This is a genomic window from Chromobacterium violaceum ATCC 12472, from assembly GCF_000007705.1.
GTDB classification, from domain to species: Bacteria; Pseudomonadota; Gammaproteobacteria; order Burkholderiales; family Chromobacteriaceae; genus Chromobacterium; species Chromobacterium violaceum.
In genome coordinates this window covers 63747-80117 of sequence record NC_005085.1, presented here as the reverse complement: position 1 = coordinate 80117, position 16371 = coordinate 63747, and the positions used below count along the sequence as shown (strand labels likewise).

Genomic DNA, 16371 nt, shown 5'->3' with positions numbered 1-16371 from the left:
GATGAGCCATCAGCAACCGATTTTGCAGCTCTGGGGCCGCCGCCGGCTGCCGGTGTTGCTGCAAACCGAGGCCGCCGAATGCGGGCTGGCCAGTCTGGCGATGGTGGCGGGCTACTGGGGCCACCGCATCGACCTGGCCAATATGCGCCGCCGTTTCTCGGTGTCGTTGAAGGGCTCCACGTTGAAAAGCCTGATCGCGATGGCGCAGGGCCTGGGCTTGGCGTCGCGGCCGCTGAAGCTGGACCTGCAGCACCTGCCGCAGCTGAAGCTGCCTTGCGTGCTGCACTGGGACATGAACCATTTCGTGGTGTTGAAGCAGGTTTCGGCGCGCCACATCGTGATCCACGACCCGGCGGTGGGCGAGCGCAAGCTGAGCCTGGACGAGGCGTCCAAGCATTTCACCGGCGTGGCGCTGGAGCTGACGCCGGACGCCTCGTTCCGCAAGGCAGAGGAGAAGCTGCAGTTCAGCCTGCTGTCGCTGATGGGCCGGGTGGATGGTCTGGGCGGAGGGTTGATCCAGTTGCTGCTGCTGGGCCTGGCGCTGCAGGTGTGCGCGCTGGCCGCGCCGTTCTATCTGCAATGGGTGGTGGACGAGGCGCTGGTGGCGGCCGACCGCGACCTGATCACCGTGCTGGGCATCGGCTTCCTGCTGCTGGTGCTGCTGCAGACCGCGATCGGCGCGGTGCGCTCCTGGGCGACCACGGCATTGGCCACCAGCCTCAATTTCCAGTGGCTGGGCAATGCCTTCGCCCACCTGATGCGGCTGCCGCTGCCGTGGTTCGAGAAACGCCACCTGGGCGACATCGTTTCGCGCTTCGGCTCGATCCAGACCATACAGAAAAGCCTGACCACCCAGTTCGTCGAGGGGGTGATAGACGGCCTGCTGGTGATCGCCACGCTGATCGTGATGCTGCTGTACAGCGCGCCGCTGGCGGCGGTAAGCCTGATCGCGGTGGCGCTGTACGCGCTGCTGCGCTGGAGCATCTTCCGCGCGCTGCGCGAGGCCACCGCCGAGCAGATCATCCACGCGTCGCGGCAGAACACCCATTTCATCGAATCGGCGCGCGGCGCGCAGAGCGTGCGGCTGTTCGGCCGCCAGGAGGAGCGCCGCATCGGCTGGATGAACGCGCTGGCCGAGCAATTCAACGCCGACCTGCGCATCGCCCGGCTCAGCCTGTCGTTCCAGACCGCCAATACCCTGCTGTTCAGCGCCGAGCGGGTGGTGGTGGTGTGGCTGGCGGCGCTGGCGGTGATGGACGGCCGCTTTTCCGTCGGCATGCTGTTCGCCTTTCTCAGCTACAAGGATCAGTTCAGCCAGCGCATCGCGGCGCTGATCGACAAGCTGTTCGAGCTGCGCATGCTGCGGCTGCACGGCGAACGCGTGGCCGACATCCTGCTGACCGAGCCGGAGCCGGAGCTGAACGACGTCGAGATCGATCCGGCCCATGTGCAGCCGGCGATCGAATTGCGCAACGTGTCCTTCCGCTACTCCGACAGCGAGCCCTATGTGTTGCGCGAGCTGAGCCTGGCGATTCCGGCCGGCCAGTGCCTGGCCGTCACCGGCGCGTCCGGCTGCGGCAAGACCACGCTGCTCAAGCTGGTGCTGGGCCTGATGGAGCCGACCGAGGGCGAGGTGCTGATCGGCGGCGTGCCGCTCAGGCAGCTGGGCCTGTCCAACTACCGCCAGCTGCTGGGCACGGTGATGCAGGACGATTTGCTGTTTTCGGGCTCCATCGCCGACAACATCTGCTTCTTCGACCCGCAGCCCGACCAGGACCGCATCCGCCGCTGCGCGCAGCTGGCCGCCATTCATGACGAAATCATGGCCATGCCGATGAACTACAACACCCTGGTCGGCGACATCGGCTCCGGCCTGTCGGGCGGCCAGAAGCAGCGCGTGCTGTTGGCGCGCGCGCTGTACAAGCAGCCTCGGCTCCTGGTGCTGGACGAGGCCACCAGCCACCTGGACGTGTGGAACGAGCAGCTGGTCAACGCCGCGGTGCGGGACATCGACATGACGCGCATCCTGGTTGCCCACCGGCCGGAAACCATCGCCATGGCGGAGCGGGTGGTGGTGCTGGAACAGGGGCGCATCGTGCAGGATTCTCCGGCGGCGGTGGCGATGGAGCAGCGGATGGCGAGGGAGGGCGGCGGTCCCGGACGGGTCGGCGATCATGTAGAATGATCGCGTCCGGCGGCACCCGAGCGCACCGCCGCGCATCCCCATATTCCGCGGCGCGGTCCGCGCCGCCAGACAAGGAAAACCTCATGTCCCGCAATCTGGAACTGTTCGAACGTGGCAAGCAAGTGATCCCCGGCGGCGTCAACTCGCCGGTGCGCGCCTTTGGCCAAGTCGGCGGCACGCCGCGCTTCGTCGCCCGCGCCGAGGGCGCCTATTTCTGGGACGCCGACGGCAAACAGTATCTGGACTACGTCGGCTCCTGGGGCCCGGCCATCGTCGGCCATGCCCACCCCGAGGTGGTGAAGGCGGTGCAGGACGCGGCTGTCGGCGGCTTGTCCTTCGGCGCGCCGACCGAGGGCGAGGTGGTGATCGCCGAGGAAATCTGCAAGCTGCTGCCGTCGGTGGAGCAGGTGCGGCTGGTGTCGTCCGGCACCGAGGCGACCATGACCGCCATCCGCTTGGCGCGCGGCTTCACCGGCCGCGACCTGATCGTCAAGTTCGAAGGCTGCTACCACGGCCATTCCGACAGCCTGCTGGTCAAGGCCGGTTCCGGCCTGCTGACCTTCGGCAACCCGTCGTCCGGCGGCGTGCCGGCCGATTTCACCAAGCACACGCTGGTGCTGCAGTACAACGATGTCGAGCAGCTGTCCCGCACCTTCGCCGAGATCGGCGACAAGATCGCCTGCGTGATCCTGGAGCCCATCGCCGGCAATATGAATCTGATCCAGCCGTCGCGCGAATTCGTGCAGGCATTGCGCCAGCTGACGGAAAAGCACGGCGCGGTGCTGATCTACGACGAAGTGATGACCGGCTTCCGCGTGGCCAAGGGCTGCGCCCAAGGCCTGCACGGCGTCACGCCGGACCTGACCACGCTGGGCAAGGTGGTGGGCGGCGGCATGCCGCTGGCGGCCTTCGGCGGCCGCGCCGACATCATGGGCAAGATCGCTCCGCTGGGCACCGTCTACCAGGCCGGCACCCTGTCCGGCAATCCGCTGTCCGTCGCCGCCGGCCTGGCCACGCTGAAGCTGATCCAGCAGCCCGGCTTCTATGAAACGCTGGGCAGCCGCACCGCCCGCCTGGCCCAGGGCCTGGCCGAAGAAGCGCGGAAAGCCGGCGTCACGCTGTCCACCGACAGCGTCGGCGGCATGTTCGGCTTCTACTTCAGCGACAAGGCGCCCAAGTCCTATGCCGAAGCCACCGGCTGCGACATCGAGCGCTTCAAGCGTTTCTTCCACGCCATGCTGGACGAAGGCGTCTACTTCGCGCCGTCCGCCTACGAAGCCGGCTTCGTCTCCGCCGCGCACAGCGAGCAAATGATCGAATCCACCCTCGCCGCGGCGGGCCGGGCTTTCGCGCGCCTCTGACCACAGGCGGCTGCAAACCAGGGAGCCTCAGGCTCCCTTTTTTATTGCGCTGAAGAAAACGGCTTGGCTTGGTAATATTGCCGCCGAATTCAAAAAATCATTCGGGCCGGACAGGCCTGCGGGACATTGCGGCAGTGAAGGGGATGTGGATGGAAAGGAAGACCAGGCTGCGCCTGGCCATCGGCGCGGGGGCGCTGGCGGCCGCGGTCCTGGCCGGGGTTTTGCTGCTGAAAGGCGGCGATCAGGTCAAAGTGGAAAGACTGGAACTGAGCGGCGCGTCGGCGCGCGGCCTGGCGGCTAACATCATGAATCGCGCTTACGGCAGAGAGCAGCATGATCCGAAACGGAACTGCTGGCACTACCTGCGCGAGGACGGCGGCGATTACTGCCTGCGCCCGCTGGCGCTGGACCGGGCGACTGTCGGACGGGAGCGCAGGCTGTATCTGTTCGCCAGCGGCGGCAAGGATGGCGCGCGCGACGAGGACCTGAGCGGCCTGGCCGGCGCTTTCGTCGTCAACGCCGACACGCTGGCGCCGATAGCGGGCAGCCGGGAACTGGACTTCCGCAACTACCGGGCCGCAGGCCCCGAGCAGGCGCAGCTGCTGCAACTGTCCCGCGACGGCTATCTGGGCTGGTTCGCGGCCGGCCGCGCCGCGCCCGGCGCCGCGGCCGAGGATTTCCCGCAGTTTTACGCGCCCAAAGATGGCCAGGTGGTGGCCATCGGCGGCGAAGTGTTCGGCCGCGACGCCGATACCGTCGCAGGGCTGAGGTTCTCGTACCAGCTCGACAGCGCCCGGAGCGAGCCCCCGGTCTACCCGCTGTCGCTGATCGTCCGCGACGGCAAGGACAAGCAGCTGGCCAGCTTCGATTTCCGCTTCGACCGCCGCCGCTGGGAATACGTCTGCGCCGATGTCGACTGCCGGGTGCGCGCCGGCTTGCCGACGCGGCCGGAGCGGGAGGAACAGGCGCAGCAGCCGGCCAGGCCGGCAGCCGACGCCAACGAGGCCTTGTTCGGCAAGGGGCGCAAGCTGTCCCAGGCCGACCTGCAAGACGTGCTGGATCAACTGGGCATGCGCTACGTCGCGCAGGACGGCGCGGCGGGATTCGTCGATCGCAAGGGCTGCGACGAACCCTATCCGCTGAACGCCCATTTCGAGCGCGATGGCGGACAGGAACAGCTGTGGGTGCGCGGAGGCGACGGCTGCACCTCGGGCGAGGCCGGCGCCTCGGTCTGGGTCTTCGTGCGCGACGGCGAAGGCCGCCTGCGCGTCAATCTGGGCATGCCGGCCAGCCAGGTGCGCCGCACCCGGGATGTGTCGGCCGGGGTGCATGATCTGCGCGTCGGCTCGGCCGCTTTTTGCGATCGCTTGTGGCGCTGGAACGGCAAGGCTTTTGTCCATCTGTTGAACATCCCCACCCAGGCAGGCGGCTGCGAAAGCGGCAGCGCGTAGCAAACGGAAACGGCGGCTTGGGCCGCCGTTTTCGTATGCCGCTTTGCAGCGCGGTCCGATTCCGGCAACATCGGCCCGACTTTTCCTTTCCACGATGCGCAATGACCGAACCGCAACCCTCTTCCCGCCTGATCTGGCGCTTGCGCCTGGCCGACTCCGGCGCCCAGCTGCAGCCCTTGCTGCAAAGCGCCGGCCCTGACGGCTGGAGCCGCGGCCGCGCCTGTTCTCTGGCCAGCCTGCTGCAGGAGCAGGCCGAGGCGGTGCGGCCGCACGACCTGCCGGTTCTGAAGCCGTTGCTGGCGCTGTGGCAGGCGCACGGCGGCGACGCCGGCCTGGTCGACGCCGCGCCGCTGCTGCCGGCGCTGATAGATCACCCGCTGCTGTTCGACGCCGAAGCGCCGGCGCGTCGCATCCGCGTCGAGGCGGGCCAGCCGGCGCTGCAGATGGAGCGGGTGGGCGCGGAATTGCGGCTGAAACTGCTGCCGGACGGCCTGGCCGGCTGCTGCGGCGCGCTGTGGCAACGGCCGCAGCCGGAGCGGCTGCTGGTCTACCAATTGACCGACGAGTTGAAGGCGCTGGCCGACCTGGTCGGCCACGGCCTGACCGTGCCCTGGCAGGCGCGGCAGCGGGTGCTGGAGGCGATACGCGAGGTCGCGCCCGGTCTGCCGCTGGTGGACGCCAGCCCGGCTTTCGATCCGGCGCTGGCAAGCGAAGCGGCCGACCCGGCCTTGTACGCCTTGTTGACCCGCCAGCCGGAAGGCCTGCGGCTGCAATTGAAGGTCAAGCCGCATCCGGCTGCCGCCTGGAGCGCGCCGGGCCGCGGCGCGGCCGGGTTGGTGCTGGATGTCGACGGCGAATACCGTCAGTTCGTCCGCGACCTGGCCGCGGAAGCCGGCCGCCTGCGCGCGCTGCGTGAGGCCTGCCCGGCCATTGCCCGGGGCCAGCGCGACGGCGACGGCTGGCTGTTTGCCGACCAGCACACGGCCCTGTCGCTATTGTCGCAATTGCAGGCGGCCGGCGAGGACCGCGTGATCTGCCTGTGGCCGCAGGGGGACAAGATCCGCCTGGCCGCCGCCGACGGCATGCCGCAGCTGAAACTGAAAGTGAAGCGGCGCGGCGGCTGGCTGCAGGCCGACGGCGAGTTGGAACTGGACGATGGCCGCATCCTGACGCTGCGCCATCTGCTGGCGGCGCTGGCCAACCAAAAGGGCAAGTATCTGCAGCTGTCCGACGGCGACTGGCTGATGCTGTCCGGCAGCCTGGGCGAGCGGCTCGGCGAGCTGGCGCGCATGGTGGACCACGCCGGGCCGGACGGGCTGGCGATCAGCCCGCTGGCCGGCCCGCGCCTGCAGGCGCTGGGGGAGGACGCGGGGCAATTCGACGGCGACGACGGCTGGCAGCGACAGGCGGCGCGCTGGCGCGAGGCGGCTGTTTTCGATCCCGAGGTCCCAGCGACGCTCAACGCCACGCTGCGGCCTTACCAGCTGCAAGGCTTTGCCTGGATGGCGCGGCTGGCGCATTGGGGCGTGGGGGCGTGCCTGGCCGACGACATGGGCCTGGGCAAGACGGTGCAGACGCTGTCCTTGTTGCTGACCCGCGCCCACCTGGGCCCGCAACTGGCGGTGGCGCCGACCTCGGTGGCGCTGAACTGGCTAGCCGAGGCTGCCCGCTTCGCGCCCAGCCTGCGCCTGCGCGCCTACCACCAGCACAGGCGGCTGGACGATGTCGGTCCGGGCGACCTGGTGGTGGTCAGCTACGGCCTGCTGCAGCGCGAGGCCGAGGCCTTCTGCGACGTGCACTGGGCGTCGGCGGTGCTGGACGAGGCGCAGGCGATCAAGAACCCGCAGAGCCAGCGCGCCCAGGTGGCGCAAAGCCTGCGCGCCGATTTCCGCCTGGCCGCCAGCGGCACGCCGGTGGAAAACCACCTGGGCGAGCTGTGGAGCCTGTTCCGCTTCATCGCGCCGGGCTTGTTGGGCAATCTGGCGCAGTTCGAGCAGCGCTACGCGCAGCCGATCGCCGACGGCGACGACACCGCGCGCGCGCAGCTGAAGGCCTTGATCCAGCCCTATCTGTTGCGGCGCACCAAGCGCGAGGTGCTGACCGAGTTGCCGCCCAAGACCGAGACCACGCGCTTGATCGAACTGTCCGAGCAGGAGCGCCACGTCTACGAGGCGATGCGGCAGGAGGCGCTGGCGCGGGTGGCGGAGGCCGACCCGGCCGCCGGCGGCCAGACCATGCAGGCGCTGGCCGAGCTGACCCGGCTGCGCCGCTTCTGCTGCCACCCCAAGCTCACGCAGCCCGACAGCGCGCTGCCGGCCAGCAAGCTGGCGGCCTTCGCCGAAATCTGCGAGGAGCTGCTGGACAACGGCCACAAGGCGCTGGTGTTCAGCCAGTTCGTCGATCACCTGGCGCTGGTGGCCGAGCACCTGAGACAGCGAGGCGTCCGTTTCCATTACCTGGACGGCGGCACGCCGAGCAGGCAGCGCAAGGCCAGCATGGACGCCTTCCAGGCCGGCGACGGCGACCTGTTCCTGATCAGCCTCAAGGCTGGCGGCACCGGGCTCAACCTCACCGCCGCTGACTACGTGATCCACCTCGATCCCTGGTGGAACCCGGCGGTGGAGGACCAGGCCTCCGACCGCGCCTACCGCATGGGCCAGCAGCGGCCGGTCACCGTGTACCGGCTGGTGGCGGCCGGCACCATAGAAGAGAAGATCGTCGAATTGCACCGCGACAAGCGGGCATTGGCCGACAGCCTGCTGGCCGGCGGCGACGCCAGCGCCAGCATGGACGGCGAGGCTTTGCTGGCCTTGCTGCGGGGCGAGGCCGGCTAGCCTCTTGCCCTCGGCCATGCGCTTGCGCGCCGTCAAGCGTTTGGACTGCCGGATTGCCTGTTTACAATTGGCTTGGCATGATGACGGCCATCTTCATGACACCAAGGTTGCATCATGTCGCGTTACTCCTTGTTGGCCGGCGCTCTGCTGCTGGCCGCTTCCTGGCCCGCGCTGGCGGATCCCTCCATCGGCAATAACGGTTCGCAAACCCTGGGCATGGGCGCCCTGTCCATACTGGCCGCGCCGGTGGTCAGCGTCGGGGGCACGTCGCAGGGCCATGGCGAATCGGCATTGGGCCCGGTGCTGGCGGTGACCGGCAGCGCCTATGTGATCGCCGGCATCGTCCAGGGCGCAGGCGATGTGGCCGAGCTGACGCTGGACTCGGTGCAGGGCGGCGCCAAGCTGCTGGTCAAGGCCTCCGGCTCCGCGGTGAAGGCGTCGGGCGCGGCGGTCGGCGCTTCGGTGCAGGTGACCGCCACCGCCAGCGGCACGCTGCTGGTGACCTCGGGCAAGGTGCTGGCCTTCATCCCCAACAAGGTGGGCGAGGCGCTGCTGGAACACTCGAGGATTCCGGGATGAGGGCGGCGCGCGCCCTTTGCGCCCTGGCGCTGACGCTGCCGGCTTTGGCTGTCGCCGGCCAGAGCTGCGAGGAGAAGCCGCTGACGCCGGAAACCTTCCGCATGGCGATGCAGACCGCGCAGAAGGTGCAGCAGCGGCTGGACCAGCTGGGCAGCGAGGTGGTGGTGCTGGGCCGCATGGGCCAGGACCTCAGCCAGTACAATCTGCGCTACACCCACGCCGGCATCGTCTACCGCACCGAGCCGGACCGCCGCTGGCGGGTGGCGCATTTGCTGAACGATTGCGGCACCGACCGTTCCGAGCTGTGGTACGAGGGTCTGGGCAATTTCTTCCTGGACGACATGTTCCGCTTCGACTCGGTGGCGCTGGTGCCGCCGCCCCAGGTGGCGGCGCGGCTGCTGGCGCGGCTGAACCAGCCGGCCAGGCTGCGCGAGCTGCACACCGCGCATTACAACCTGCTGGCCTACCCGTTCTCCACCCGCTACGAGAACTCCAACGTTTGGGTGCTGGAGCAGCTGGCGGCGGCGGAGAGCCACGAGACGGCGATACGCAGCCGGGAACAGGCGCAGATGTGGCTGAAGCTCAACGGTTACCAGCCCACCGAGCTGAAGCTGGGACCGATGACCCGGCTGGGCGGCCGCATGTTCAAGGCCAACGTCGCCTTCGACGACCACCCCAACGAGCTGCGCTTCGCCGACCGCATCCAGACGGTGTCGGTGGACTCCATCATCCAGTTTGTCGACGCGCGCGAGGAAGGCTGGAAGGTGGAAGAGATCGCCGGCGCGCAGCCGCGCCGCTACTAGGCCCTGCTTGCAGTATGGCGAAACGGCCCTGCGGGGCCGTTTTTCGCGTTTGGCGCGCCGAAGCGCTCGTTGCGAGCGGGGCCCTAGGCCTCGCATGCGGCGGGCGTGGGCGCAGCCGCCTTGCGCCGCTCGCGCGAGGCCAGCCAGGCGCCCAGGCTGACGCTGGCGAGGCCCGCGGCCAGGCTGACGGTCAGCGGCTCGCCCAGCAAGGGCGCGGCCAGCAGGCCGGCCAGCATCGGAATCAGCGCGAACAGCACGCCCATCTTCACCGTGCCCAGGGCGGCGATGGCGCGCAGGTAGAGCAGCATCGCCAGGATCGCCGCGCCCACGCCCTGGTACAGCGCCTGGAAGGCCAGCATGCCCCACGACGCCTCCGCCAGATGCCTGGGCAGCCACAGCAGATAGACGGGCAGGTAGAGCAGCGCGGCCATGATGGTGATCGCGCGCGTCAGCGGCCAGGCGGCGAAGCCCCAGCGCCGGGCCAGCACGCCGAACACGGCCCAGCTGACCGAGGCCGCCAGCAGCATCAGATCGCCGATCCAGACCTGGCCGACATCATGGCCGCTCAGCATGGGCAACGCGCTCAGCAGCAGGCCCAGCGCGATCAGCGCATAACCGGGCAGTTTGTGCGCTTGCGGTTTTTCTCCCAGCAGCGGCCAGGCCGCCAGCGCCACCAGGAAGGGTTGCATGCCCGGCAGCAGCAGGCCGCCGTGCGCCGCCGGCGCGAATTTGAACGCGCAGTAGGCGAAGATGCTGACGCCGAGGCCGCCGAGCAGGGTCAGCAGCCACAGCCGGGCATCGCGCAGCGCGCCGCGCGGCAGGCCGCCGCAGGCCAGCAGCACCAGCGCGGCGGTTCCCAGGCGCAGCGCCAGGATGTCGGTGCCGGCCAGCGCGCTCTTGCCGGCCAGCCGCGACGCGATGTTGAAGCCGGTCCAGATGGCGATGGCGCCGGCTGCCGCCAGATAGCCTTGTTTGATGTTGGGTGCGGACATGATGGTTCTCCGATGGGTTTCCCGCATCCTAGTCCGCTTCTATGTTCTTAAAAAATGAATTATTGTGATTGAAATCATCTCAAGGAAAGAATGATGGAGCTGGACGAGCTGAGAATCTTCCAGGCGGTGCTGCAGGAAGACGGCATCACCCGCGCCGCGCAGCGCCTGCACCGGGTGCAATCCAACGTCACCACCCGCTTGCGCCAGCTGGAGGACAAGCTGGGCGTGGCGCTGTTCCTGCGCGAGGGCAAGCGGCTGATTCCCACCGCCGCCGCCTGGAAGCTCAACGATTACGCCGAGCGGCTGCTGGACCTGGCCGAAGAGGCCAGGCTGGCGATGGCGGACGCGGCGCCCAGCGGGCGGCTGCGGCTGGGGGCGATGGAGAGCACGGCCGCGGCCAGGCTGGCGCCGGTGCTGGCCGATTACCACGCGCGCTACCCGGCGGTGCGGCTGGAGCTGCAGACCGGGGAGTCGCGCGGGCTGACCGCGGCGGTGCTGGACGGCCGGCTGGACGCGGCGCTGGTCAGCGGGCCGCTGGACGACGTCAGGCTGGACCAGACCGTGGTGGCGGTGGAGGAGATCATGCTGGTGGCCGCCGCCACGCTGGGGCGGCCGTCGCTGGAGGTGCTGGCCGACACCACGCTGCTGGCCTTCGGCAGCGGCTGCTCCTACCGCCAGCGGCTGGAGCAATGGCTGCAGCGCCAGGGCGTGCAGCCGCGGCGCGTCGTCGAGCTGAGCTCCTACCACGCGATGCTCAGCTGCGTGGCCTGCGGCATGGGCCTGGCGCTGCTGCCGCAGGCCTTGCTGGACACCATGCCGCAGATGGCGGCCCAGGTGTCGGCGCACGCCTTGCCGGATGACCTGGCCCGCGCGCCGACGCTGCTGATCCGGCGCCGGCAGTCGCGCCAGCCGGCCCTGAAGGCGCTGGAGGAGATGCTGCTGGCGCGCGCTTGGCATGGAGGAGACAACCGGCAGGATGCGATAGATGTTTGATTTAAAAGAATTTGACATCAAAGAATAAATCATCAAACTATCTTTATATAAAAATATTTATCTGTTTTTCATATTTGTCCCGTATGATGCGCCGCGCCGGCATTTTGCCGGCCAATAAAACAAAAGCAATCAACCGGGAGAGAACATGAAGAAGGCACTCGCATTGCTGTTGTCCGCCGCTTTCGCCGCCAGCAGCGGCCAGGCGCTGGCCTGGGGCCAGGAAGGCCACCGCATCACCGGCTACATCGCCCAGCAGTTGCTGAGCAGCAAGGCCAAGGCCGAGGTGAAGAAGCTGATCCCCAACGCCGATTTCGCCCAGCTGGCGCTGTACATGGACCAGCACAAGCAGGAACTGAAGCAGACGCTGCCGGGCTCCGACCAGTGGCACTACAACGACGAGCCGGTCTGTTCCGGCGTGACGGAGGACGAGTGCCCGGACGGCAATTGCGCGGCCAACCAGATCGATCGCTACCGCAAGGTGCTGGCCGACCGCGGCGCCGCCAAGGCCGATCGCGCCCAGGCGCTAACCTTCTTGATCCACATGGTGGGCGACATCCACCAGCCGCTGCACGCGGCCGACAACCTGGATCGCGGCGGCAACGACTTCAAGGTGCAGCTGCCGGGCAGCAGCAAGATCAGCAACCTGCATTCGGTGTGGGATACCGCGCTGGTGCAGCAGGAGCTGAACGGCGCCGACGAAAAGAGCTGGGCCGCCGCCGATCTGCAGCGCTACCAGCGCAACGTCTCCGGCTGGCAGGGCGGCGGCGTGATGGACTGGGTGCATGAGTCCAACCAGTACGCGCGCGCCGACGTCTACGGCCCGCTGGCCGGCTTCAGCTGCGGCGCGTCGCCGTCCACGCCGGTTTACCTGGACAACACCTATCTGCGCGCAGGCGGCCTGCTGGTCGACCAGCAGCTGGCCAAGGCCGGCGCCCGCATCGCCGCCGTGATCAACCAGGCATTGAACTAAGCGCCGTGCGGCTTCGGGTTCCGCCCGCCGCGGCGGAACCTGATCGCGCGCATTTCCGGCTCGGCCGCGTTCGACTAAGATGGACAGCCAAGGAGGAAACATGTCGCTGAACCTTGCCGATATCCGTCTGGAATACTCGAAAAAAGAATTGTCGCCGGAGGATTGCCTGCCTGACGCGGTGGCGCAGTTCGAAATCTGGCTGAACGAGGCGATCGCCGCCCAGGTGCCGGAGCCGACGGCGATGAACCTCGCCGCGATCGGCGCCGATGGCCGGCCCTCGTCGCGCATCGTGCTGCTCAAGGGCGTGGAGGACGGCCAGCTGCTGTTCTACACCAACTATCAGAGCCGCAAGGGCCAGGCGCTGGAGGCCAATCCCTATGTCGCCCTGAATTTCTTCTGGCCCGAGCTGGAGCGGCAGGTGCGAATCGAGGGCAAGGCCGCGCGCGTGGCGCCGGAGGTGTCCGACGCCTACTTCGCCAGCCGGCCGTATACCAGCCGGCTGGGCGCCTGGGCCAGCGAGCAGAGCCGCGAGATCGCTTCCAAGGCGACGCTGGTGACCCGCGCGGCGATGTTCGGCGCCCGCTACCCGATCAACGTGCCGCGTCCGCCGCATTGGGGCGGCTTCGCGGTCGTGCCGGACCGGGTCGAGTTCTGGCAGGGGCGCCCCAGCCGGCTGCACGACCGCGTGCTGTACACCTTGCAGCCGGACGGCGGCTGGAGCCGTTCCCGGCTCGCGCCGTAAATCTCCCAGGGCCGCGACCGCGGCCCTGTTCTTATCCCCCATCTTGCGCCGTTTTCTGCAACTGTCATATTTTTGCAAATAAGGCAGGTGCGAAAAACAAAATGAAGAATATTTGTAATTTTTCAGTTTGATCTCGTACCCAAGCCCATCACGCATCTCCTTGTCTGGCAATTGATCCCGCTCAGTCTTTTCATATAAGCCTCGCAGCAACTGCCAGAAAGTACAGATGAATATCCGCAGGAAAAATCCAATACATAATTTATGCATTTGGGATTATCTGGCCGGGACATTCCGGGCTCAGCCCGGCCGCGTGGCAGACGCGCCGACCCGTTCCCAAAGCTAAGTCGCAGGCCGGTCCGGCAACAACGGGCGGCGCGCGGCGGCGGCAGGCGATGCGCACGGTCCCGAGAGAATGGCGCCGGCGGATTCCATCGTCCGCAGTCTCCTCCGCCCTCCCCGACGGCGATCCGCCGCGGGGCGACAGCCCGGGTCGAACCGGCAGCGGCTTCGGTACCGGCGGCCACCAGCCGACGGTGTTGCGCGGGACACACCCCGTTCCGCCCTGTCTACATTTGGAGTCCGTGATGAGAAAAGAGCAACTGATGCTGCGTGGTCTGGTCCTGTCCGCCCTGGCGGTTTTCAGCTCGGCGACGATGGCTGCCGAGCGCATCGACCTGGAAAAACAAGGCAAGGCTCAGGCCAATAGCGCCTCGGCGTTCACCGGCGTGAGCCAGGGCGACCTGAAGGCGCTGCGCAGCACCCAATTCGCTTCCGGCAAGGTGGTGACCCGCTATCAACAGTATTATCAGGGGGTGCCGGTCTGGGGCGAAGGCGTGGTGGAGGAAAAGCCGGCCGCCGCGCTGAAGTCGGTTCAGGGCAAGCTGTCCGGCCACTACATCGCCGGCATTCAGGCGGATCTGGCATCCGCCAAGCCGACGCTGAGCAGCGCCCAGGTGCTGTCCCAGGCCAAGGCGCTGAAAGCCAACGGCAATCCCACCTACAACGACAAGGCCGAGTTGGTGGTGCGTCTGAACGAGCGCAACGTCGCCCAACTGGTCTACCTGGTGTCCTTCGTGGTGGACGGCAAGGAGCCGAGCCGGCCGCATCTGATCATCGACGCCAACAGCGGCCAGGTGCTGAAACAGTGGGAAGGCCTGAACCATGCGGAAGCCAACGGTCCCGGCGGCAATGCCAAGACGGGCCAGTACTACTATGGCAAGGACTATGGCCCGCTGATCGTGACCAGCGACTGCAAGATGGACAGCGGCAACGTCGCCACCGTCAACCTGAACGGCGGCACCAGCGGCTCCACTCCGTACAAGTTCGCGTGCCCGACCAACACCTACAAGGCCATCAACGGCGCCTACTCGCCGCTGAACGACGCCCACTACTTCGGCAACGTGGTGTTCAACCTGTACAAGGACTGGTTCAACCTGAAGCCGATCACCCAGAAGCTGCTGATGAAGGTGCACTACAGCCGCAACTATGAGAACGCGTTCTGGGACGGCACCGCGATGACCTTCGGCGACGGCTACAACACCTTCTATCCGTTGGTATCGCTGGACGTGTCCGCGCACGAGGTCAGCCACGGCTTCACCGAGCAGAACTCCGGCCTGGTCTACAGCGGCCAATCGGGCGGCATCAACGAGGCGTTCTCCGACATGGCCGGCGAAGCCGCCGAGTACTACATGAAGGGCAAGAACGACTTCCTGGTCGGCGCGGAAATCTTCAAGAAGACCGGCGCGCTGCGTTACTTCGCCGACCCGACCAAGGACGGCCAGTCGATCGGCAACGCCAAGGACTACTACAACGGCCTGGACGTGCACTATTCCAGCGGCGTGTACAACAAGGCGTTCTATCTGATCGCGACCAGCCCGAACTGGAACACCCGCAAGGCCTTCGAGGTGTTCGTCGACGCCAACCGTCTGTACTGGAACGCCAACGCCACCTACAACAGCGCCGCTTGCGGCGTGGTCAAGGCGGCCGACGCCCGCGGCTACAACAGCGCCGACGTGACCAAGGCGTTCGCCGCGGTCGGCGTGACTTGCCAATAAGCTTGCGCCACCGAGAGCGCGGCCCCGTCAGGGGCCGCATCTGACTGCCCGGCCGGCGCCGCGAGGCGCCGGCCTTCGCTCGGGAGTCCCCCACATGTTGAAACTGCGTCAAAGCGCCCTGCTGGTCCTGTTGGGTCTGGCCGGCGCCGCCCAGGCCCAGCCGGTCTGGATTTCGGTAGGCGATCAGGGCTACCAGCTGCTGCGCAAGCTGGATGCCGGCGCCAGGAGCCAGGAAAGCCGCCAGCTGGCCGCGGACGGCCGCCTCGCCAAGGGCGCCGCCGGAGAAACCGTGCACCTGGTCCAGGTGGACGAGGCGCTGCTGCCCGCGCTGTCCGATTCCATCCATGAAAACCTGCGCCATTGCGGCGGCTTCATCGTCCACCGCGATCTGCAGGACGCCCGCGCCGCGTTGAAGGGCGCTGCCGCGCCGCTGGCCGGCCTGGCCGCGCCCAGCTATGCGATAGACAACCAGGCGGTCGTCAACAAGCTGCTGCCCCAGCTGCAGGACAGCAACGTGCTCGGCACCATCCAGTCGCTGTCCAACTACCAGAACCGCTTCTACACCACCAGCCATGGCGTCAACGCGTCCAACTGGATCGCCGCGCAGTGGAAGCAGCTGGCGGGAAGCCGCGCCGACGTCACCGTCGAACAGTTCACCCATGCCAACTGGCCGCAGAAGTCGGTGATCCTGACCATCAAGGGCAGCGACAACGCGGCGGAAACCGTGGTGCTGGGCGGCCATCTGGATTCCACCGTCGGCAGCGGCACCGGCGAGAGCTCCCGCGCGCCGGGCGCCGACGACGACGCTTCCGGGGTGGCCAGCCTGACCGAGGTGATCCGCGTGCTGATGGCCGGCAACTACCAGCCGCGCCGCACCATCAAGTTCATGGCTTACTCTGCGGAAGAGGTGGGCCTGCGCGGTTCGGCCGACATCGCCAAACGCTTCAAACAGCAGCAGGCCAAGGTGGTGGGCGCGCTGCAGCTGGACATGACCAACTACCAGGGCGACGCGCAGGACATCTTCCTGTTCACCGACTACACCAACGCCGCGCAGAACACCTTCCTGGCCAATCTGGCCAAGGTCTACCTGCCCAGCCTGAAAGTCGGCTACAGCCAGTGCGGCTACGCCTGCTCGGACCACGCCTCGTGGAACGCGCAGGGCTACGCGGCCTCGTTCCCGTTCGAGTCCAGCTTCAACAATTCCAACCCCTATATCCACAGCCGCAACGACACGCTGGCGAGCTCGGGCAACCAGGCCAAGCACGCGCTGAAGTTCTCGCAGCTGGCGCTCGCCTACGCGGTGGAGCTGGGCAGCGACGGCCCGTCGGCCAAGCTGCGCTGAGCTGGGTTTCCGCCGCGGCGGCGCTCCAGCCGCGGCGGCTGTCGCGACGCGGAGCCGGCTTTGCC

The 16371-nt window shown here is 67.6% G+C and carries 12 protein-coding genes; 11 read left to right on the top strand and 1 reads right to left on the bottom strand.

All coding sequences use genetic code 11. The annotated features are described in order from the left end of the window. Position 1: 1 nt before the first annotated feature. The 6 genes from CV_RS00300 to CV_RS00275 all read left to right on the top strand — a co-directional run bounded on the left by CV_RS00300 (position 2) and on the right by CV_RS00275 (position 9213). Positions 2-2185, top strand: coding sequence for a peptidase domain-containing ABC transporter (locus tag CV_RS00300; RefSeq protein WP_011133623.1), 2184 nt, complete (start codon positions 2-4; stop codon positions 2183-2185). A gap of 83 nt (positions 2186-2268) precedes the next feature. Continuing rightward, a complete protein-coding gene (gene hemL, locus CV_RS00295) occupies positions 2269-3546 on the top strand; it encodes a glutamate-1-semialdehyde 2,1-aminomutase (RefSeq protein WP_011133622.1) in 1278 nt (425 codons plus the stop codon). Positions 3547-3695: 149 nt separating this feature from the next. Next, entirely contained in the window at positions 3696-4997 is a 1302-nt protein-coding gene (locus CV_RS00290) for a hypothetical protein (RefSeq protein ID WP_011133621.1), read from the top strand. A gap of 101 nt (positions 4998-5098) precedes the next feature. Then, positions 5099-7831: a DEAD/DEAH box helicase gene (locus tag CV_RS00285; RefSeq protein WP_011133620.1), complete on the top strand. Its 2733-nt coding sequence runs from the start codon at positions 5099-5101 to the stop codon at positions 7829-7831. Between the two features lie 114 nt (positions 7832-7945). Next, a complete protein-coding gene (locus CV_RS00280) occupies positions 7946-8410 on the top strand; it encodes a hypothetical protein (protein ID WP_011133619.1) in 465 nt (154 codons plus the stop codon). Beyond that, positions 8407-9213 carry a DUF2145 domain-containing protein gene (locus CV_RS00275; RefSeq protein ID WP_011133618.1) on the top strand — a complete coding sequence of 269 codons (807 nt, stop codon included), beginning with the start codon at positions 8407-8409 and terminating at the stop codon, positions 9211-9213. Before CV_RS00280 ends, CV_RS00275 begins: the two co-directional genes overlap by 4 nt. Positions 9214-9296: 83 nt before the next feature. Here CV_RS00275 and CV_RS00270 read toward each other — a convergent pair whose 3' ends face one another. Beyond that, entirely contained in the window at positions 9297-10205 is a 909-nt protein-coding gene (locus tag CV_RS00270) for a DMT family transporter (protein WP_011133617.1), read from the bottom strand. Between the two features lie 90 nt (positions 10206-10295). On the opposite strand from CV_RS00270, the gene CV_RS00265 reads away from it, so the two are divergent. From CV_RS00265 to CV_RS00245, 5 genes are all read left to right on the top strand, one after another. Next, on the top strand, positions 10296-11198 hold the full coding sequence (locus tag CV_RS00265; RefSeq protein ID WP_218567051.1) for a LysR family transcriptional regulator: 903 nt from the start codon (positions 10296-10298) through the stop codon (positions 11196-11198). A gap of 145 nt (positions 11199-11343) precedes the next feature. Then, positions 11344-12168, top strand: a complete 825-nt coding sequence (locus CV_RS00260) for a S1/P1 nuclease (protein ID WP_011133615.1) — start codon at positions 11344-11346, stop codon at positions 12166-12168. A gap of 100 nt (positions 12169-12268) precedes the next feature. Further along, positions 12269-12910 (top strand): pyridoxamine 5'-phosphate oxidase, encoded by a 642-nt coding sequence (gene pdxH / locus CV_RS00255; protein WP_011133614.1) that lies wholly within the window; start codon positions 12269-12271, stop codon positions 12908-12910. Between the two features lie 584 nt (positions 12911-13494). After that, on the top strand, positions 13495-14964 hold the full coding sequence (locus tag CV_RS00250) for a M4 family metallopeptidase (protein ID WP_011133612.1): 1470 nt from the start codon (positions 13495-13497) through the stop codon (positions 14962-14964). 94 nt (positions 14965-15058) lie between these two features. Further along, entirely contained in the window at positions 15059-16306 is a 1248-nt protein-coding gene (locus tag CV_RS00245; protein WP_011133611.1) for a M28 family metallopeptidase, read from the top strand. Positions 16307-16371: the final 65 nt, after the last annotated feature.